The organism is Brucella sp. HL-2, from assembly GCF_025846885.2.
In the GTDB taxonomy this organism is placed as follows: Bacteria; Pseudomonadota; Alphaproteobacteria; order Rhizobiales; family Rhizobiaceae; genus Brucella; species Brucella quorumnocens.
On sequence record NZ_JAOYTK010000011.1, the window covers coordinates 66,581 to 86,800 of the forward strand.

The window sequence follows — 20,220 nt, forward strand, 5'->3', positions numbered from 1 at the left end:
TGCCCAGCGCTTTGCAGCGCCAGGCAGATTGAGAGGATCGACCGGGAAAACCCGATTGATCAGATGACGTAGGATCGGAGCGGTTCGAAGCCGTTGAATGCCACCGCCGAATAGGTGGTGGTGTAAGCCCCTGTGCCTTCGATGAGAACTTCATCACCGATGGTCAGCGAAACCGGCAGCGGATACGGCGTCTTTTCATAAAGAACGTCCGCACTGTCGCAGGTTGGGCCAGCCAGCACGCAAGGTTCGGTTTCGCCACCATCATGTGGAGTCACGATCTGGTAGCGGATCGCCTCGTCCATGGTTTCGGCCAGACCGCCGAACTTGCCAATGTCGAGATAGACCCAACGCACATTGTCGTTGTCCGACTTACGCGAAACCAGAACCACTTCGGTCTTGATCACGCCTGCATTGCCAACCATGCCGCGACCCGGTTCAATAATGGTTTCCGGAATGCGGTTGCCGAAATGCTTCGAGAGCGCATCGAAAATCGCCATGCCGTAAGCCTGAGCGGTCGGTACGTCCTTGAGGTAACGTGTCGGGAACCCGCCGCCCATGTTGACCATGCGCAGAACGATACCTTCGTCAGCCAGTGTGCGGAATACCGATGCTGCATCGCTAAGAGCGCGATCCCATGCGGTGAGGTCCGTCTGCTGCGAGCCGACGTGGAACGACACACCATAGGAGTCGAGGCCGAGCGACTTTGCATGACGCAGCACGTCGATAGCCATGGCAGGCACGCAACCGAACTTGCGCGACAGCGGCCATTCAGCGCCTTCACCGTCGGTCAGAACGCGGCAGAACACGCGGCTACCTGGAGCAGCACGAGCAACCTTTTCGACTTCTTCAACGCAATCAACTGCATAGAGGCGAATGCCCAGCTCGAAAGCGCGCGCAACATCGCGCTCCTTCTTGATGGTGTTGCCATAAGAGATGCGGTTTGGCGTTGCACCGGCTTCCAATGCCATTTCGATTTCGGCAACCGATGCCGTATCGAAGCACGAGCCAAGCGATGCAAGAAGACGCAGCACTTCAGGGGCAGGATTTGCCTTCACAGCATAGAAAATGCGCGAATAAGGCAATGCCTTTTCAAAATTCTGATAGTTTTCGCGCACGACATCGGTGTCGACGACGAGGCAAGGGCCATCGGGACGGCGGGTGTTGAGGAAGTCAATGATACGCTGCGTTGCCATGGTCGTTCTCCCGCGCGGCTTGATCTGCCGCATCTAGAGCGCAATCCCGAAAAAGACTGCGCAGAAAAAACACTTAGGGAATCTGACCGAGCCCACCATGGGCCACGAAATTCTCTAAGAGACAAAGTATGCATAAGCGCATCCGCGGTGAGGCCAGCCTTTGGAGATGCTGAGGTCACGCGAAAACTCATGCGGCGGTGGAACAACGCTAAACCCGCGTTACTCCGCTTTGTCTGCCTTGGATTGGAATTGGAGAACCGCATCCGCACTTTTGGCAATGAAGGTGTGCCTCTTCAGTAATTCCGGCTTTTGGACAGCCGAAAGACACCAGAAAGGCCCGCACCGTCGTTGCTTCAAGATGTCCTTGATCTGGCGGTTGGCCTACAGATCAACTGGAGCGGTTAGGTCCAGGTACCGTACCGAATTCCTCACCATTCGAGGATCGGCGGACACCCACAGGCACGTGCGACTTTGGGCAAGGGCGATATAAGCGCAAACATGTGTCCATTCAATGACAAATATCGGCTGGGCCAAAATTATTTTTACCCCTGACTTGCCGCTCTGTGCGCTTGCCATTGTTCAACATTAGTGAAACAATCTACCGCGTTAATTTCCCTTTCTTTAACCATAAATGCTGATTTCGGCAGCAAGTCGTGAACAATGGCCCGCCTCGATTCCTTCAACGCCATCATTGCAAAAGCCGAAAATGCGCCCGCTCACGCAGCTCATGGCGCCCTTCACGGTGCAACTCTTGCGGTCAAAGACATCTATGATGTGGCCGGAATGAAAACAGGCTGCGGAAATCCGCAGATTTTTGCCGAATCACCTGTCGCCGAAAAATCTGCCCCCACGGTTGAAAAACTGCTTGAAGCAGGTGCGGCCTTCATCGGCAAATCCCAGACCGACGAGCTGGCTTTTTCACTGATGGGACAGAACTCACATTACCCCTACCCCATCAATCCGTCTGCCCCTGAAAGGGTTACAGGTGGTTCATCGTCCGGCTCGGCGGCAGCTGTTGCAAGTGGCTTGGCAGATATAGCACTTGGCTCCGATACGGGTGGCTCAATCCGCGCACCAGCCAGCTTCTGCGGTCTTATTGGTCTGCGCACCACTCATGGCCGTATTCCTCTTAAAGGCATCATGCCGCTTGCGCCGTCTCTCGATACGATCGGTTGGTTTGCACGCGATATCGCTCTTTATGAAAGCGTCGGCAAAGTCCTCCTCGGCGAGGACGAGCAGGCATTTGCATTCTCGCAGCTTCTTTATATGCCGCTGCTGGAGCATCTGCTGCTCGACCATCCAGAAACCGACGCATACAGAGCTATGTTCGCTAAAGTGCGTCCGCATTTTGCAAGCCTCAAAGCGGCGAGCCAACCGACACTTTCAATAGATGAGCTGTATATCACTTTCCGCCAGATACAGGGCGCAGAAGCCTGGGCAACTCATGGCGCATGGATTTCGTCAGGCGATCGCCAGCTTGGACCCGGCGTCGCCGACCGTTTTGCTTATGGGTCAGAAATCACCGATGAAGCTCTGGCGCACCATCGCATCCGCCGCACGCGTTTCACCCAGGAATTGGAAACAATCATCGGTGACAATGCGGTGTTGGCGCTCCCAACCGTACCAGGTGCCGCGCCTTTTGCCAAAGAGCCATTTGAGACACTGCAAGCCTATCGCGAACAGGCGCTGCGCCTGCTCTGCCTCTCCGTTCTTTCAGGCTTACCGCAGATCACGGTGCCACTCGGCACGGTTCACGGCGCGCCGATGGGCATTTCTTTCATCGGGCCCCGCGGCAGTGATCGCGGGCTGATTACACTCGCTAAACACATTCTTATTCAGACACAAGGCTGAGCCATGGACACCCTCACACGTATGCGTGCATTTATCGACGTGGTCGAAGCGGAAGGCTTTTCCGCTGCTGCACGAAAAATTGGACGTTCAAAGGCACTGCTTTCCAAATATGTGCGCGAACTGGAAGACGAACTTGGTGCACGCCTTCTCAACCGCACGACGCGCCAGTTTTCGCTCACCGAAGCCGGTCACACCTATTATCACCGCGCCATCGAGATCATTCGCGAGATTGACGCGCTTCAGGATGCCGTCAGCGAAACCAGCTCCGATGCACGCGGACGCATAAAGCTCTCTGCCCCCCGCACCTTTGCTGACGCGGTTATCGGGCAATCGCTGATTGATTTCTGTCTCGCACACCCGGACATTGTTCTCGATGTGCGGCTCGATGATCGCTTTGTAGATCTGGTGGAAGAAGGTTTTGACCTCGCAATTCGCATCACGCGCCTGCAGGACTCCTCTCTGATTGCGAAAAGGCTTTCGCCATTCCATTCAGTGTTATGTGGCGCTCCTGAGTTGATCGCGCGCGTGGGCAAGCCGGAGCGTCCCGAAGATCTTGCGGATAAGCCGTGCATCATCGACACCAATGCACGCTCACGCAACAATTGGCATTTCCGCAATACGGACGGCTCAATGATGACCGTCAACGTGCACGGCCCGATTGAAGTGAATAGCCCCGTCGCCACCAAAACAGCCGCTATTGCCGGGCTCGGTTTCTGCTCTTTGCCAGCCTTCATCGCCGAGGAAGAGATCGAACGCGGCCGGCTCATCCCATGTTTGGACGAATTTACCGTCAAGGACGGCGGCATTTATGCGGTTTATCCGCATCGTCGCTATCTGCCGGCCAAAATCCGTGCTCTTGTCGACTTCCTGACCCAATGGTTCAAGGAACGCGAAATGCGCGAAAATACAAAACTATAAGCAAGTCGAAATAAATGATGGGTTTGGTCCCACTTTCGCCGCCTTCACCCTTATGCCTTGCCCTTGAGCTTTTGTTTTCGCGCGCATCTATCCGAAAACCGCTTCACACTTTTGGGATGCACTATCATTCACGGAAACTCGTTCATGCCTGATTTGCGCACATGGCTGAAAAGCCCTCTAGGCCTTGCCGTAACACTGACGGCAGTGTTCGCGCCCGTGGCTGCTCAGGCTCATCCCCATGTCTTTGCCGACGCAAGGCTGGAGCTGACGATTACGCCGGATGGCACGGTAGAAAAGCTCGCCCATATCTGGCGTTTCGATGATGTATTTTCCTCGACCGTTCTGATGGAGTTTGACAAGAACGGTGATTTACAGCTCGACAAGAATGAACTGATTGATCTTGGCCATGTCATTAACAGCTCCATAGCCGAGTTCAAATATTTCCAGACTGTGCTTGCCGATGGCAAAGACGTCAAAATGGCTCGCCCGCAGGATTTGGCGGCAGATTTTACAGACAATCACCTCCTGATTGTGTTCACGAGTAAGCCTGAAAAACCGTTGAAGCTTGAACCCGGCCATACGGTGAGCTTCGGGGTTTACGATCCGACATTTTACACGGCTATCGATTATGTGAATGATAGTGAATTGGTCATCAAAGGGTTGCCGGAGGGATGCACTTCCAAAGTCATCCGCCCCAATCCGGACGAAGCCCTCGCCCAGAACCAGGCGACATTGACTGACGCCTTCTTCAACGATCCAGCTGGCACAGATATGTCAAAGATTTTTGCCACCCGTCTTGAAGTGACCTGCGCGCCAAAAGGATAGACAGCCTGATGCAGAAAACGGTCCGTTTCATTCTTACCGCTACCCTTGTGATGATCACTGCCAATGCCTTGGCACAATCGTCTCTGGGGATCGGCGCCAATGAAGTCGCCATGAAACCGACCGGACCTTTCGCACATATCATCCTTTGGATGAACGAACAGCAGCGCACATTTTATCTCGCCATGACAACTGCGCTTAAAGCAATGCGCGATGATCCATGGCAGGCATCAGTGCTTATCGGATTGTCATTCGTTTACGGCATTTTCCATGCGGCAGGCCCCGGTCACGGCAAGGCGGTGATTTCGTCCTATATGATCGCCAATGAAACTGCACTTCGACGCGGCATTTTCCTGTCGTTCATTTCATCGCTTCTGCAGGCACTCATGGCAGTTTTCGTTGTAGCACTGGCATGGCTCGTATTGCGCGGCACCGGAATTTCCATGAACCAGACCGCACGCTATATGGAGATTACAAGCTTCACGCTGGTGCTGTTCTTCGGTCTGTGGCTGTTGGCGCGCAAACTGCCGCTTTTGTTCAAGAAGCGAGACAGTGCCGAGCCGTCACCGACAGGCGCTCTTTTTGCAGCGGCGCCTCAAACGGCAATGGCCAGCGGTCGTGCATCCAGTGGACTGGCTTGGCAAGGCAGCGTTTCGCAAAGCACCCGAGCGCTCGCATCAAGCAGCACGGTCAAGCTCAACTACAAGCCCGCGAACGCCACAGCGGATCACGTCTTTATCGGCGAAGGCGATATCTGCGCTGACTGCGGCAACGCCCATATTGCCGATCCATCGACACTTGGCGACGATTTCAACTGGAAAACTGCTTGGTCAGCGATCTTCTCGGTCGGCCTGCGTCCTTGCTCGGGCGCACTGATCGTGCTTACCTTCGCACTTCTCAATGGTTTGTTGGTTGGCGGATTGCTCTCGGTCTTTGCGATGGCTTTCGGCACATTCCTGACCGTCGCATTTCTCGCCACACTTGCCGTGACCGCCAAGAACACGGCGTTGCGTTTCGCAGGCAGCAGCGCCATGTCAGGCCGCTTGAAGGCGGTGATTGAAGTGGGTGCCGCCTTGTTTATTGCGCTGACTGGCGCGTTGCTGCTCAGCGCGTCGCTCGTGGGTTAATCTCTGTTCTGGCGGCGCGAGCGCAGCCAGAATATGCCAAAGAAACCAAGTACAAAGAGTATCGCGAAAATTGCCGCCGCCACATGCGAGCGCTTACCGAGCGCGATCATGATACTCGGCACGAAATAGGCGAGCACGCCAAAGCTTATCAGGATGATCGCCGCAGCAATTGCCGGATTGCTCTTCTTCGGTTCAGCCACCAATACGAAAATCCTCTAATTTTCTAATCTGCTGCCCCTCACTATCAAAGTTTTCCGGCGCAAGCCATGCCTGATAGGCGTGTCTCAGCGCAGGCCATTCACTGTCGATGATGGAAAACCAGGATGTATCGCGATTGTTACCCTTCGTCACCATATGCTGACGGAAGGTGCCTTCAAATTTAAAGCCGAAACGCTCCGCTGCATGCTTGGAAGGCGCGTTGTTATCGTTGCACTTCCACTCATAGCGCCGATAGCCAAGCTCATCGAAAATATACTGCATGAATAGGAACTGCGCTTCGGTTGCAGCCGGTTTACGCGAAATGAGCGGCCCCCAATAGATGTTCCCGATCTCGATTGCGCCATGAACAGGATCGATACGCATCAGCGCTTGACGGCCCGCGACCTTGCCGCTTGCCTTATCGATGACTGCAAAGAACAGCGGATCTTCACTTGTTGAAACTTTTTCAAGCCAGGGTTCAAACGCCTCGCGTGTTGCAGGCGGGACCTCGAACAACCACGTAAATCGCTGATCTGCATCCGTTACGGAAGAGGCTGCAAAAAGCTCATCGCCGTGTTTGCTCGCATCCAGCGGTTCAAGCCGGACATAGCGGCCTTCGAGCGTTTTACGTTCAGGCCTCGGTCGAGGGGTCCAGTTCTGCAAATCAGTCATTTCAATGCTCCCATTTATCAACACAAGGAGCATAAAAGGCGCGTGACTAAAACCGGATTATTGTCTCTGCGTCATTTTTCTCTTATTGCGGCGCGATCCACTGAAACAGCCTTGACCAACGCGAAGACCTGATCGCCTACCGCCAAGCCCAGATCGTCGACCGAACGCCGCGTCAGCCGCGCACCAAGACGACGGCCCTGAAAGTCGAGTGCTAAATGGGCATTCGGGCCCTCTCCCGCTTCAATCGCCACAATGGAAACCGGCAGCAGATTACGGATGCTGATCGCATCCGGCGCATTACGTGCAATGGAAACGTCTCGCGCGCGGACCCGAAGACGCACATGCATGTTCTGTTTAAGCCCCGCGTCGCTTAGCTGAAATGTCGTTCCGCCAAGATCAATCTCAGCCAGTTTGTAACGGTCATCATATGCTGCAACCATACCCTCAAGCAGCACGCCAGCGCCCTCGCCGTCACCATCGATCAGCGGGAAAATTTCAGCGGCTTCGCCACTTGCTTGCACTTTGCCGCCCGCCAACAGGACGATTTCGTCTGCAAGCCGCGCAACTTCATCAATCTCGTGGCTGACATAGACAATCGGCACGTGGCTTTCATCGCGAAGACGTTCAATGAAAGGCAATATTTCCTGCCTGCGCGCATGGTCGAGCGAGGAAAGCGGCTCATCAAGCAACAGCAATGCCGGATCGGACAGAAGCGCACGGCCAATTGCCACACGCTGCCTCTCACCACCAGAAAGCGTCGCCGGGCGGCGATCCAGAAGATGCGCAATGCCAAGCAGTGCCACCACTTCATCGAAGCTGCGGATACTTTGCCGTTTTCCAGCCCAACGTGCATAGGTCAGATTGCGTTTCACGCTCATATGCGGGAAAAGACGCGCCTCCTGAAAAACATAGCCGATCCGGCGTTTTTCAGGTGGCAGATTGATACCCTTTTCGGCATCAAACAGCGTGAAATCACCGACTGCGATACGACCACTTTCCGGACGCAACGTCCCGGCAATCATCTTTAGAAGCGTTGTTTTCCCGGCACCTGAATGACCAAACAGGGCTGTTACACCCCATCGAGCGGAGAAATCGGCTTCGACCTCGAACTTGCCATTGCGACCAGCGACAGAAACTTCAAGACCGCTCATTTCGCTTCCCCCGCAAGCCTGCGCTGCAACCACTCGGACAAGATCACAGCGGTAATGGAAATGGCTGCCGAAATTGCTATCAGACGGAAAGCCTCCGCATCCCCTGTCGGGGTCTGCATCAAGGCGTAAATCGCCAGCGAGAGTGTTTGTGTTTCGCCGGGAATGTTGGAAACAAAGGTAATAGTCGCGCCAAACTCGCCCAGCGCTTTGGCAAAGCCCAAGACGGCACCGGCAAGAATGCCAGGCAGCAACGGCGGCAGAATAACCGTGCAGAATGCAACGAGCCGGTTGGCGCCAAGCGTGCGTGCCGCTTCTTCAAGCCCACGATCAAGCCCCTCAATCGAAAGGCGTATCGGACGGACGAGTAATGGAAACGCCATGACACCGGCAGCAAGGGCTGCACCGGTCCAGCGGAAGGAAAAGGAAAGGCCGAACCATTCCTGCAAGGGCGCACCAAGTGCTCCGCGTGATCCAAACAGAACCAGCAACAGGTAGCCCGTCACCACCGGCGGCAGAACCAGCGGCATGGTGACGATGGCCTGCACAAACGACTTGCCCGGAAAATTGAACCGGGCAAGTATCCACGCAACGATAAAGGCGACTGGCAGAGCGACAATGATGGCTATTCCGGCAACCCGGAGCGACAGAGCAACAATCTGCCAGACATTACCTTCCATCATTTACTGAGCAGCCTCCGCGGCCCCAACAAAGCCCTTGTCCTTGATGATAGCCTGTCCGGCATCGCTTTCAAGGAAAGCCAAAAATGCCTTCGCAGCATCGCTTTCGTTCTTTGCAATCAATGCAGCAGGGTAAAGGATTGGCGCATGGCTCGAAGCCGGGAAGCGATAGGCTTCAACGAGTTCAGGTGCAGCAGCACGATCAGACGCATAGACAATCGCTGCCTTCACTTCCGCGCGGCTCACATACTGCAGTGCGACGCGGACATTTTCTGTGAAAACGCCGTTCTTTTCGACGTCTTTCCAGATGTCGAGCTTTTCAAGAGCTGCCTTACCATACTTGCCTGCAGGCACATTTGATGGATCACCCATTGCGAAACGACCAGCGCTCAACAGTTCCTTGGCCTCGCCCTTTGGCGTTTCCTTCTGCGTCGCAATCACCAGCGCGTTGCCGGCAATCACTTTGCGCGAAGCCTTGTCGATCTGATCGGCTTTTTCGACATAGTCCATCCAATCAAGATCAGCGGAAATGAAAATCTGTGCCGGAGCGCCCTGCTCGATCTGCTTTGCCAGAACAGACGACGAAGCAAAGGAAGCGACGACTTCCGTGCCGTCCTTGGCCTTGATCTGCTTGGCTGCTTCCTCGATCACATCTTTCATGCTGGCTGCGGCAAACACCGTAACCTTCTCGGCAGCATGAGCAATCGAGGCAGTACCGGCTGCAACCGTAATAAGAAACGCGGCGATAAGTTTTTTCATTGTTGGCCTCCATAGTGCCCGCAATTTCGGGCAAACATCATCACACGCCGGAGAAATCCGACGCTGTTTTACTCGAGCATCAGTTTTCGTTTGATGCTCTCACTTGCGATGATGGGTATGATGGAGGCAAACGCGACCCGGATGCCGTCAGACCCTTTTCACACGGGCGTCCATGCAAAAGCCGCCCAAATTTCCATAACGAATTCATATCGTTCTGGAAACGAGGCCACCTTAAAGAGGTGTTTTAGCTTTGGCTAGTCCTGACGGGAACAATGCGGCAAAAGAACCGCATGATCTCATATTATTAGCGACCGATATGCTTGTGGCTTGAGCCGCGCAGTTTGGCGAGCTTGACCTGCTTTTCACGCTCGGCAAAGCGGGCACGGTCTTCCGGCGTGCGCTCGTCATAGCAACCAGCGCAAGAAATGCCTTCCTCGAAGAACTGGGAGAGCTTGTCTTCAGCCGTGATCGGGCGACGGCAGGCGCGGCAAAGCTCTATGTCGCTTTCGGTCAGGCCATGACCGATAGCTACGCGCTCATCGAACACGAAGCACTCACCGTTCCACATGCTTTCTTCGCTCGGCACTTCCTCGAGATATTTCAGAATGCCGCCCTTAAGGTGGAACACATCATCAAAGCCCAGACCTTTAACGAAGGCGGTCGCTTTTTCACAACGAATGCCGCCGGTGCAGAACATGGCGATTTTCTTGCCTTCAAGCTTGTCGCGGTTCTGCTCAACCCATTCCGGAAATTCGCGAAATGTCTTGGTGTTCGGGTCAAGAGCGCCTTCAAATGTGCCAATGGCATATTCGTAATCATTGCGCGTATCGACGACAACCGTGTCTTCATCGGCAATCAGCGCGTTCCAATCCTTGGGCGCGATGTAAGTACCAACGCTTTTCAGCGGATCAATACCATCGACACCCATGGTGACGATCTCGCGCTTCAGCCGCACCTTCATCCGGTAGAACGGCATTTCGCTGGCATGTGAATATTTGAGTTCCGGATTGGCAAGCTCAGGGATCGCAGTGATGTAAGCGACCAGCTTCTCAATCGCAGGCTTTGTTCCTGCGACCGTACCGTTGATGCCCTCGCCTGCAAGCAGCAGTGTCCCCTTGATCCCGTTCGCGCAGCAAAGTTCGGCCAGCGGCTCGCGCAGGCTTTCATATTGCGGCAAACGCGCAAAGCAATAAAGGGCAGCAACGGTAAAAGGCAGATTGCTCATCGTTCGATCTCTTCCAAATTTCCTTCGAACTAGTCCTCGAACGCGGCAAATTCAAGTTATTTATCCCCCTCCTCTCAAGACGAGCGAAAATCCGGCCTCGATAAACACGGATTGCAAGAGGAGAAACCAAATGTTCGACACTGAGACTTTCGCAGCAATCATTTCATTGGCCGGTGAAATGGAGATCGAACCGGCTGCCCTTCTGGCTGTCGCAGAAGTGGAAAGCGATGGCCGTGCCCTTTTTGATATCAATGGTAAAAAGGAACCGTCCATCCGCTTCGAAGGGCATTATTTCGACCGCAGGCTTTCAGGTCGTATTCGCGATCGGGCGCGTCAGGCAGGGCTATCAGCTTATGAGGCGGGGCGCATTCGCAATCCCAAGACACAGCGGGAACGCTGGCTTCTGCTTGAAAGAGCCGTGTCTATCCAAAAGAAGGCGGCGCTTGAATCTACATCCTGGGGTCTGGGCCAAGTGATGGGCGCACATTGGGAATGGCTTGGCTATCGCAATGTCGATGAACTCGTGGCAGAAGCACGCAGCGGCGTTACAGGCCAAATTCAGTTGATGCTGCGTTTTATTAAAAAGGCCGGGTTAAAAGAGACACTTCAAACATGTGACTGGCCCAATTTTGCCCGTCGCTACAATGGACCAGCATTTGCGCGCAACCAATATGACAGTCGCATGGCCGCAGCGTTTGGACGTTGGAATCGAAGTTTAAGCCACATGCTGAAAGCCGCCTGAGTATCCCCCATGCATCGGTTTTGATGCGCATCATTCTAGCAGCTACGGTAGACAAACAAGGCCATGCACTTTAAATCGATTTTAGCCATTCAATCTCCAAGCAGAAGAGCAAGCCCATGCCGCAGAAAACCGATCTTCTCGTCCCCGTATTGCAAGGCCAGCCAGTTATTCCGGTGTTGCTGATCGATAAGGTCGAGCACGCCGTTCCACTGGCGCGCGCACTTGCTAAAGGTGGGTTACCTGCAATCGAGATCACCCTGCGCACGGCTGCAGCACTCGACGCCATCCGCGCCGTTGCATCAGAAGTGCCGGAGGCCATTGTCGGTGCTGGCACCATTCTCAATGCAAAGCATTATGAAGATGCAGCCAAGGCAGGTTCACGCTTTATCGTCAGCCCCGGCGCAACGAAATATATTCTTGCTGCAGCCAACGACAGCGACGTGCCACTGTTGCCAGCGGCAATCACACCAAGCGAAATGCTGGCGCTGCGCGAAGAAGGTTACACGCATCTCAAATTCTTCCCGGCAGAACAGGCAGGCGGCGCATCTTTCCTGAAAGCGATGTCATCTCCATTGGCTGGCACCTTCTTCTGCCCGACAGGCGGCATCAGCCTTGCCAACGCCAAAACCTATCTCTCGCTGCCAAATGTGATCTGCGTCGGCGGCTCATGGGTTGCACCAAAGGAATTGGTAGAAGCGGGCGATTGGGACGGCATCACGAAGCTTGCAAGCGAAGCCGCTGGCTTGAAAGGCTGATCGTCAAAAATAGAAGAAACACAAAAGGGCCTTTAAAGCATTTCCAGAAAAAGTGGGAACCGGTTTTGCGTTCGGAAATGCGTAAAAACAAATAGTTACAGCGGTTCCAACGATTCAATATTAACTGGAACCGCTGTAAGGCCCCTTTTCTTTGTCTCTCGAACGATCAGTTCGTTTCGGTGAACTTCGCTACCGTTAGAAATGTAACGGCATTGCCAGTGAACTTATTTGCGCGTTCGCTTGGCAGGTCGCCGCGCTGGAAGCCAGTCGTGTAAACCATTGCAGGTGCCGAGCGCATTGCATCGTTGCGCAGAACCGGATTGGTTGCTGGTGCGGTTTGCGAAACAGATTCCGTCGACATAGCCACAGCAGAAGTTGGCATTGCTGCAGGCTGCACGACCGGGCTTGGACGCGCACTTGCCTTGGCTACATGGCGATCACCTTTACCCGAAGAACGAGCACTGTTTTTGGTTCCATGACCACTGGCCGCAACACGCTGACGCGCTGGAGCCGGTACAGTTCTCGCAACCGAAGCCGTCTTAACAGGCTCAATCTTTGCAGGTTCACGTTTTGCAGAGGCGAGAGGCTGCGTGTCGAAATCGTCATCCGGCGGCGCAATCAGCTCACCGATTTCATCCTTTTTGGAGACCATGGCCAGTTGCGTATTGGCGCGCGGGGCCTCCTTTGGCACAGGATAAGCTGCGGCTGCACCCTGCTGAATTGCATTTCCAGCATCGGCAACAGTTGTTGCGCTATCAGGAGCGTTATTCACAATCTGCGCAATTGCATCCTGCGGGTTCAGCTGGTCACGTTCAGGCCGGGCACTAGGGACTGCGGCGGCAGCAATCTGCGTCGCTGTTTCCTGCTGTGGACGCATGGACGGAATTGGAACAAAACCGGTCATGAGTGGGTTGGGAGTAGCGTCGGCGACTTCTTGCATTGTCGCGTCAACAGGTTGGGCGGCCGCAAGTGCGATCGCGTCTTGAGCAGCATTGGCCGGTTTACGAGCCGGAATCGGAACATTGAGGGCAGCGACGGGCACCTCCTCAGCCTGTTGTGGCACTTCGACCACGGCTTCAGGACGCGGAGCCTGCATCGGCACCGGCGCCTCACGGGTCGGCAAGGACGCAACCATGGCTTCAGGCTGCTGAACAGCAGCAGGCGGCACGACCGCTGGAGCCTGTCGAGCAGGAGCAGCGCGGGCAGGACGAACCATCGCCGGAGCTGGCGCGGAATCATTGCCGTTATCTTCTTCTTCGTCAGCACCACCACCACCGAACAGCGCGCCAAACAGCGTCTTGCTCTTACGTGGTGCCGAGTTGCTGGCCATCATGACGCTGCCGCCACCGGCTTTTTGTCTTTCAATCATCGCAAGTGCCTGCTCATAGCCTGGCAATGGCTTGCCATCGGCTGGAAGGTGAGCAGTCTTGCCATCCGGGAACAGCGCCAGCAATTCGCGGCGGCTCATGCGAGGCCAGGAACGGACATTTCCCACGTCCATGTGTACGAACGGCGAACCGGAACGCGGGTAATAGCCGACGCCACCGATCTGGTAGCGCATACCAATGCCGCGCAGTTTGGCAAGCGGAACACCCGGAATGAAGAAGTCCATAGCGCGACCCAGCGTATGCTGGCTCTTCTTGGCAACACCACTGGTCTTCGAGCGCAACATGTTGTTGGTTGCAGGCGAACGATAGGCGGAAACGACAGTGATATACTGGCTGGAACCGGAAGAACGATAAACCTGCCAGACCAAATCGAACAGGCGCGGGTCCATCTTGGTCGGCTCATTACGACGCCAGTCACGCAGGAACACGTTCAGCTTCTTCAGACCATCAGGCAGGAAACGGCCGTTCTTCTTGAAGGTGATTTCGGCCTTCTCGCCGGTGTGGACATAATAAAGCTTGAGCGTGCGCGTTTCTGCCGAGGCTTGCGCCGGCGCGAGTGCTGTCACGACAGCGGCTGCAACCAAAGATACGGAAACAGAAGAACGAGCTCGACATACGGAAGCAGACAGTCCAGTCCAGACTTTCGTCAAGCGCGCTTTAATGGTCGATATCCTGCTCATTGAATTATATCGCCTTACCGTGTTGTCCGCCCTAAGGGCCGTATCAGAGATCGTAGAAACGAATATGTGTGAGCCCTGATTGTCGGATTTAATGGTTAATGGACGCTTAGTGAACAACAAATGAGGAAACACCATGGCAAAAAAGCCACACAGGCGCATCTATTTTCGTCATGGTAAAAAAACTATTAACAATCTTCGTCGATGCTTACATTCTGGCAACACCGACAGGCAATGTTTGATAAGTTACTAAATTTCAATAAGTTAAGGGTATTTTACCCGTTTACAACACGGTCCTGATCGGCATCATTATCGTCATCTGCATCGAAGCGACCCTTGCCGGCTATAGATGCCACATCGATGCCATATTCCTTCAATTTTCGATAAAGTGTGGTTCTTCCGATGCCCAAACGGCGCGCGACCTCGCTGATTTGGCCGTCGTAATGCGCGATTGCGAACCGGATCATTTCCTCTTCGGTAGCCGCAAGCGTGCGAACTTCCCCTTCAAGCGTGATGCCGCTGATCGATCCAACACCAGAATTTTCTTTGATCTGAATCGGGAGGCTGTCACCGGACATCGGATTTAATGCCGTACTCCTGCCAGACGCGGCAGCTCTTCCTTCGCCCATATGACGGAAGTCGCGGACTGTCAGCGCATGTTCATCGCACAAAAGGACTGCGTGATAGATCGCGTTCTTCAGCTCCCGCACATTGCCAGGCCAATCGTAGCTCTTGAGGCTCTCCAAGGCATAGGGCGTAATGCCCGTGATATGTCCAAGCCGCTCTTCGCTCGCAAAATGCATCAGAAATTGGTGCGCCAGAATTGGAATGTCTTCGAGACGATTTCTCAGCGGCGGCATTTCAATCGAAAACGACGAAATCAGATGATACAGACCGGGATGAAACCGACCCATATGCACAAGCTCGGCCAAGGTATGGCTATTCGACGCAACGATGCGGGTATCGGAAAGCGGTACATCGCCCTCTGCAGCGATCGCATATTGCGATGCCTGCATAAGCTCAAAAAGGCGAAGCTGGGTCCGATAAGGCAAAGCACTCACCTCATCAAAGAACAATGTTCCGCCCTGCGCTTCCACAACCTTTCCTGCTATCTGGATCGGTGCGTTGTCTGATTTCAAAGAACTTTGACCGGCAAGCTGTCCAAACAAGACTTGATCGGCATTGCCCTTCGCAAGAGAGCGGCAATCGATAGCCACAAACTGGCCCTGCCAGCGTGTACCGCCGCTGCTGATGGCACGAGCCAGCGTTTCCTTGCCCGTTCCGACCTCTCCTTCGATAAGTAACGGCGTATCGAGTGGCGTCACGCGGCGTGCAAGGGCTGCCACCTTTTCCATTTCCGGGCTCTTTGTCACCATCTCCGAAAGCAGGATATGGGATTTTTGGGAAGAGCGGGTCCGCTTGAGTTCCTGCGTCAGCGAATCAAGCTTGAAAGCATTGGCGACGGAAACCTGCATACGTTCCAAGACGACAGGCTTGGTCATGAAATCAACCGCGCCGAGCCTGATCGCCTGCATGGCCTTTTCCATGTCATCGTTCTGCACAAGAGCAATAACAGGAATATTGATACCTGCTTCCCGCATTTTTGCGAGCACAGCACAGCCATCCATATCCGGCATTGTCAGATCGAGAAGAACGAGAGCTATATCCTTGCGATTACCGATAAAGTTGAGCGCACTTATGCCACCATCTGCAAGGATGGTTCGATGCCCCATACGTAAGACTGCCGCTTCGAGGCTCCGGCGCTGGATCGGATCATCATCCGCTATAAGAATACGCGTACTCATGGGTGCTTCACTACCAGTGGTGTATGTGCCGGAACATCCCAATATTGAGGCTCAGGACCTGTTAATTTGACGAAAATGGTGTGAGGCCATCCGTTTGCATACAAGGAGAAAAGGCGACGGAAATGTGGTTCATTTTCTAGCCTTTTCGACGAAGTAGCCGAACGGATGGACAACATCGTCCGGACACCGAGATGACTGGCTATCTGCTGTGTCGAACCGCTCAGCCGAGGCAACCACCCCGTTCTTCGCGTTTCTCCTTGCAGCTTTTGTCATATCTGGTGCCATTTCCATCAAATTATCAGGTCCTGAGCCTAGTATGTGTCATATTTCAGGCGCGTCATTTGGGGCATCGTTCCTCATGAAAGCAAGCCCGATGCATAGACATTCACGCATCATCCTCAGAATAGTCAGGCCTTTGAGCTCATGCGCGCCCTCTTGGCGTCACGAAAAAGACATGCGAGAAGGGGGCAACAGGAGAATGCCAATGACCAATGCGATGAACCGTTTTTCAAAGCCAGCCATGTTTGACGCTGCTCTTCATCTGCCAGCTGGCGACACCGGTGCCGCCAAAAAGCCGGATCTCGGCAAATTGCCGGAATGGAATCTGGCCGACCTTTATCCTTCTGCCGATAGCGCCGAGCTGAAAGCAGATCTCGAAAAAGCTGCCAAGGATGCTGCAAGCTTTGAAAGCCGCTGGAAAGGCAAACTCGGAATTGAGGCTGCAAAATCCGATGGCGGTGACTTCGCCGATGCAATCAAGGAATACGAAGCGCTAAGCGAACTGATGGGCCGCATCGCATCCTTCGCGGGCCTTTATTATTACGGCGACACAACCGATCCAAAGCGCATGAAGCTTTTCGGCGATGTGCAACAGAAGCTGACAGACGCCAACACACCGCTCATTTTCTTCAGTCTCGAAATCAATCGTATTGACGATGCGGTATTGGAAAAGGCTATAGCCGCCAATCCGGCGATCGGTCATTACCGTCCATGGCTGGAAGATCTGCGTCTTGATAAGCCGTATGAGCTGGAAGACAAGCTCGAGCAGCTGTTCCATGAAAAGTCGATCACCGGTTACAGCGCCTGGAACCGTCTGTTCGATGAAACTATGTCGAGCCTGCGTTTTGATATTGATGGCGAAGAACTGGCGATTGAGCAGACGCTTAATCTGCTTCAGGACGCTGATGGTGCAGTCCGAAAAAAGGCGTCGGAGGCCCTGGCCAAGACCTTTGGCGAAAACCTGCGCACCTTCACGCTGATCACCAACACACTTGCCAAGGACAAGGAAATTTCCGACCGCTGGCGTGGCTTTGACGATATTGCCGACAGCCGCCATCTTGCCAACCGCGTTGAGCGCGAGGTGGTGGATGCCTTGGCCAAGGCGGTCGAAGACGCCTATCCGCGCCTTTCGCATCGCTATTATGCCTTGAAAGCCAAGTGGCTCGGCCTTGAAAAGCTCGAAAACTGGGATCGCAATGCGCCCCTGCCTGAAACGCCGCAGGCGTTAATCTCATGGGACGAGGCACGCGAAACCGTGCTTTCCGCCTACGGCAACTTTGCGCCTGAAATGGCCGATATTGCTCGAGATTTCTTCGACAAAAACTGGATCGATGCACCGGTTCGCCCCGGCAAAGCGCCAGGTGCGTTTGCACATCCAACTGTCCCTTCTGCTCATCCATATGTGCTTCTCAACTATATGGGCAAGCCGCGTGACGTCATGACGCTCGCTCATGAGCTTGGCCATGGCGTGCATCAGGTGCTGGCTGGTGGACAGGGCGCGCTTATGGCGTCCACGCCGCTGACGCTCGCGGAAACCGCTTCGGTGTTCGGCGAAATGCTGACCTTCCGCTCATTGCTTGAGCGCACCAAGGACAAGCGCGAGCGCAAGGCTATGCTGGCACAAAAGGCCGAGGACATGATCAATACGGTTGTGCGCCAGATCGCCTTTTATCAGTTCGAGCGCCGCGTTCACACCGAGCGTCGCGAAGGCGAACTGACGTCAGAGCGTATCGGTGAAATCTGGATGGATGTGCAGCGCGAAAGCCTCGGCGATGCCGTCCGCATCAATCCGGGCTATGAAACCTTCTGGACCTATATCCCGCACTTCATCCATTCGCCGTTCTACGTCTATGCTTATGCATTCGGCGATTGTCTGGTAAACTCGCTCTATGCCGTCTATCAGAATTCGGAAAAGGGCTTCCAGCAGAAATATTTCGATCTGCTCAAAGCCGGTGGCACCAAGCATCACAAGGAACTGCTGGCACCATTCGGTCTGGATGCAACTGATCCGGATTTCTGGAGTAAGGGCCTCTCGGTGATCGAAGGTATCATCGATGAACTCGAAGCCATGGAAGACTGAGCACTGACGTGACACTGTCGGTTTCAGACAAGCCGTTTATTCTCTTCCGGGATGACAAAGCGGGTCGTGAAGTTTTCTTCACGACCCCTTCTGCAATCATCCGCGCCGATGAACCCGAAGAGTTCGACGCAGCATGGGAAGCCATGCAACGCGCCCATGAAGACGGAAAATGGCTTGCAGGCTATCTCTCCTATGAGGCCGGATATCTGCTTGAACCAAAACTAAAGCCGCTGCTGCCCGATGGCCGGAAAGCGCCACTCCTGTGCTTTGGTGTCTTTGATGGTCCGGCAGATACAGGCTTGCATCATCGCGGCGGCGACAACATCACTTATCTCCGCGAGCCGGTCGCCCAATGGTCATTTGAAGACTATGCGCCAAAGTTTGATCGGCTCCACCAGCATTTACGAGAAGGCGATTGCTATCAGGGCAATCTGACTTTCCCCGTTTATGCTGAATGGGACGGCGACCCGCTCGTGCTGTTCAACGCGCTCGCAAAGCGGCAGCCTGTCCGTTATGCGACCTATTGCGATCTGGGCGGTCCGATTGTTTTATCACGCTCGCCGGAACTGTTCTTTGAAATCGATGATGACGGTTGGATAGAAACCCACCCCATGAAGGGCACCATGCCACGCGGTGCAACCTCTGAACAAGATGAGGCCAACCGCCAGTTTCTGATGCATGATCCAAAAAATCAGGCGGAAAACCGCATGATTGTCGATCTCTTGCGCAATGACATTTCACTGGTGAGCGAAGTAGGATCGCTTGATGTGCCGGAACTGTTCAGGGTGGAAACCTATCCAACCGTTCATCAGATGATCAGCCGTGTGCGGGCAAAGTTGAAGTCCAATGTTTCACTACGCTCGCTCTTTAAAGCGCTTTTTCCATGCGGTTCCATCACTGGCGCGCCCAAAATCAGCGCCATGGAAATTCTGCGTAAACTGGAAACCAGTCCGCGCGATATTTACTGCGGTTCACTGGGCTGGATTGAACCGAGCGGACGGATGCGATTCAATGTCGCCATCCGAACACTCTCGCTTCACAGCCAAAATCATGCAATTTTCAATGTCGGGGGCGGCGTGGTCTTCGATTCCACAGCGCAAGCGGAGTATGAGGAATGTCTTCTGAAAGCGCGGTTCGCGACGGGGCAAGTGCCAGCAAAGCGCAACCCGATTATCAACTGATCGAAACAATGCGCTGGGAGCCGTTATCCGGCATCCTGCGTTGCGATCTGCATATGGCGCGACTTGAGAACTCAGCGCGTGAGCTCGGTTTCCATTACAAAATGGAGACCGTGCATCAGAAAATCGCAGAAATCGGTGCAGGTGAAAACCCACTCAAACTGCGGCTCACACTGGCGCCTGATGGGATGGTTACGATTGCATCTCTCCCTTACGTGCCGCTGCAGCCTCAGAGTGTCTGGCGCATTGCGGTTGCACGCACACGTCTCAACCATGATGATCCGTTACTTCGCCACAAGACGACACGACGTCAGGCCTATATCGCGGCCCGGGAAGAATATTCGACAGCGGAAGTCGATGAAGTGATCCTCCTCAATGATCGTGATGAAGTTTGCGAAGGCACAATCACCTCCATTTTTCTCGATATCGGGGGCACCACATGCGTCACCCCTGCACTTTCCTGCGGACTTCTTGATGGTGTCCTGCGACGCGAACTTCTGAACAATGGAGTTGTTCAGGAAGGTACAATCAAGGTCGATGAACTTGCCAATGCCCGCAACATTCTTATTGGCAACTCCTTGCGTGGAATGATCCGCGCGCAACTGGTCACGATGTAAATTCGTTAAACACGTATTCATGTCATAGGCTTGTGACGTTTCTTTCTTTCTATGAACCTGTGCTATCGTGGCAAATTAGCATTGTCCAACTCGTGACAATGCCAAG

18 protein-coding genes are annotated in these 20,220 nt (G+C 54.2%); 9 read left to right on the forward strand and 9 right to left on the reverse strand.

Annotation, left to right across the window (positions count from 1 at the left end):
• Window positions 1–59: 59 nt before the first annotated feature.
• Complete coding sequence (odc2, locus tag OIV19_RS13820) at window positions 60–1,193, reverse strand: ornithine/lysine decarboxylase (RefSeq protein ID WP_264231998.1); 1,134 nt, start codon at window positions 1,191–1,193, stop codon at window positions 60–62.
• A gap of 660 nt (window positions 1,194–1,853) precedes the next feature.
• On the opposite strand from odc2, the gene OIV19_RS13825 reads away from it, so the two are divergent.
• The 4 genes from OIV19_RS13825 to OIV19_RS13840 all read left to right on the forward strand — a co-directional run bounded on the left by OIV19_RS13825 (window position 1,854) and on the right by OIV19_RS13840 (window position 5,911).
• A complete protein-coding gene (locus tag OIV19_RS13825; protein ID WP_264231999.1) occupies window positions 1,854–3,044 on the forward strand; it encodes an amidase in 1,191 nt (396 codons plus the stop codon).
• 3 nt (window positions 3,045–3,047) lie between these two features.
• Window positions 3,048–3,962 (forward strand): LysR family transcriptional regulator, encoded by a 915-nt coding sequence (locus OIV19_RS13830; protein WP_095445398.1) that lies wholly within the window; start codon window positions 3,048–3,050, stop codon window positions 3,960–3,962.
• A gap of 144 nt (window positions 3,963–4,106) precedes the next feature.
• Window positions 4,107–4,787 carry a DUF1007 family protein gene (locus OIV19_RS13835; protein WP_264232000.1) on the forward strand — a complete coding sequence of 227 codons (681 nt, stop codon included), beginning with the start codon at window positions 4,107–4,109 and terminating at the stop codon, window positions 4,785–4,787.
• An 8-nt stretch (window positions 4,788–4,795) separates the two neighbouring features.
• On the forward strand, window positions 4,796–5,911 hold the full coding sequence (locus OIV19_RS13840) for a nickel/cobalt transporter (protein ID WP_264232001.1): 1,116 nt from the start codon (window positions 4,796–4,798) through the stop codon (window positions 5,909–5,911).
• On the opposite strand, the gene OIV19_RS13845 is transcribed toward OIV19_RS13840, so the two are convergent.
• From OIV19_RS13845 to trhO, 6 genes are all read right to left on the reverse strand, one after another.
• Complete coding sequence (locus OIV19_RS13845; protein WP_151093005.1) at window positions 5,908–6,111, reverse strand: hypothetical protein; 204 nt, start codon at window positions 6,109–6,111, stop codon at window positions 5,908–5,910. The genes OIV19_RS13840 and OIV19_RS13845 overlap by 4 nt on opposite strands.
• Complete coding sequence (locus OIV19_RS13850) at window positions 6,104–6,781, reverse strand: GNAT family N-acetyltransferase (RefSeq protein ID WP_264232002.1); 678 nt, start codon at window positions 6,779–6,781, stop codon at window positions 6,104–6,106. Before OIV19_RS13850 ends, OIV19_RS13845 begins: the two co-directional genes overlap by 8 nt.
• Window positions 6,782–6,852: 71 nt before the next feature.
• Window positions 6,853–7,932 carry a molybdenum ABC transporter ATP-binding protein gene (gene modC, locus OIV19_RS13855; protein WP_264232003.1) on the reverse strand — a complete coding sequence of 360 codons (1,080 nt, stop codon included), beginning with the start codon at window positions 7,930–7,932 and terminating at the stop codon, window positions 6,853–6,855.
• Window positions 7,929–8,612, reverse strand: a complete 684-nt coding sequence (gene modB, locus OIV19_RS13860) for a molybdate ABC transporter permease subunit (RefSeq protein ID WP_151093011.1) — start codon at window positions 8,610–8,612, stop codon at window positions 7,929–7,931. The genes modC and modB overlap by 4 nt, the downstream gene beginning before the upstream one ends.
• On the reverse strand, window positions 8,613–9,368 hold the full coding sequence (gene modA, locus OIV19_RS13865) for a molybdate ABC transporter substrate-binding protein (protein ID WP_264232004.1): 756 nt from the start codon (window positions 9,366–9,368) through the stop codon (window positions 8,613–8,615). It abuts the gene before it with no gap.
• Window positions 9,369–9,672: 304 nt separating this feature from the next.
• The gene (gene trhO / locus OIV19_RS13870; protein ID WP_151093015.1) at window positions 9,673–10,593 is read right to left on the reverse strand and encodes an oxygen-dependent tRNA uridine(34) hydroxylase TrhO; all 921 of its coding nucleotides are present in this window, start codon (window positions 10,591–10,593) and stop codon (window positions 9,673–9,675) included.
• A 130-nt stretch (window positions 10,594–10,723) separates the two neighbouring features.
• On the opposite strand from trhO, the gene OIV19_RS13875 reads away from it, so the two are divergent.
• Together OIV19_RS13875 and OIV19_RS13880 are read left to right on the forward strand one after the other, a co-directional pair.
• Window positions 10,724–11,335 (forward strand): N-acetylmuramidase family protein, encoded by a 612-nt coding sequence (locus tag OIV19_RS13875; protein ID WP_264232005.1) that lies wholly within the window; start codon window positions 10,724–10,726, stop codon window positions 11,333–11,335.
• Window positions 11,336–11,451: 116 nt separating this feature from the next.
• The gene (locus tag OIV19_RS13880) at window positions 11,452–12,090 is read left to right on the forward strand and encodes a 2-dehydro-3-deoxy-phosphogluconate aldolase (protein ID WP_264232006.1); all 639 of its coding nucleotides are present in this window, start codon (window positions 11,452–11,454) and stop codon (window positions 12,088–12,090) included.
• Between the two features lie 166 nt (window positions 12,091–12,256).
• Here the strand turns inward: OIV19_RS13880 and OIV19_RS13885 are convergent, their stop codons facing one another.
• Both OIV19_RS13885 and OIV19_RS13890 read right to left on the reverse strand, forming a co-directional pair.
• Window positions 12,257–14,158 carry a peptidoglycan L,D-endopeptidase MepK gene (locus tag OIV19_RS13885; RefSeq protein WP_264232007.1) on the reverse strand — a complete coding sequence of 634 codons (1,902 nt, stop codon included), beginning with the start codon at window positions 14,156–14,158 and terminating at the stop codon, window positions 12,257–12,259.
• A 272-nt stretch (window positions 14,159–14,430) separates the two neighbouring features.
• Window positions 14,431–15,960, reverse strand: a complete 1,530-nt coding sequence (locus OIV19_RS13890; RefSeq protein WP_151093023.1) for a sigma-54-dependent transcriptional regulator — start codon at window positions 15,958–15,960, stop codon at window positions 14,431–14,433.
• Window positions 15,961–16,456: 496 nt separating this feature from the next.
• Here OIV19_RS13890 and OIV19_RS13895 point away from each other — a divergent pair, with 496 nt between their 5' ends.
• Genes OIV19_RS13895 through OIV19_RS13905 form a run of 3 tightly spaced genes read left to right on the forward strand, consistent with a single transcriptional unit; the run spans window position 16,457 to window position 20,114 of the window.
• Window positions 16,457–18,319 carry a M3 family oligoendopeptidase gene (locus OIV19_RS13895; protein WP_264232028.1) on the forward strand — a complete coding sequence of 621 codons (1,863 nt, stop codon included), beginning with the start codon at window positions 16,457–16,459 and terminating at the stop codon, window positions 18,317–18,319.
• A gap of 14 nt (window positions 18,320–18,333) precedes the next feature.
• Window positions 18,334–19,500: an aminodeoxychorismate synthase component I gene (locus tag OIV19_RS13900; RefSeq protein WP_264232029.1), complete on the forward strand. Its 1,167-nt coding sequence runs from the start codon at window positions 18,334–18,336 to the stop codon at window positions 19,498–19,500.
• The gene (locus OIV19_RS13905) at window positions 19,434–20,114 is read left to right on the forward strand and encodes an aminotransferase class IV family protein (RefSeq protein ID WP_191792947.1); all 681 of its coding nucleotides are present in this window, start codon (window positions 19,434–19,436) and stop codon (window positions 20,112–20,114) included. The genes OIV19_RS13900 and OIV19_RS13905 overlap by 67 nt, the downstream gene beginning before the upstream one ends.
• The last annotated feature ends 106 nt before the right edge of the window (window positions 20,115–20,220 follow it).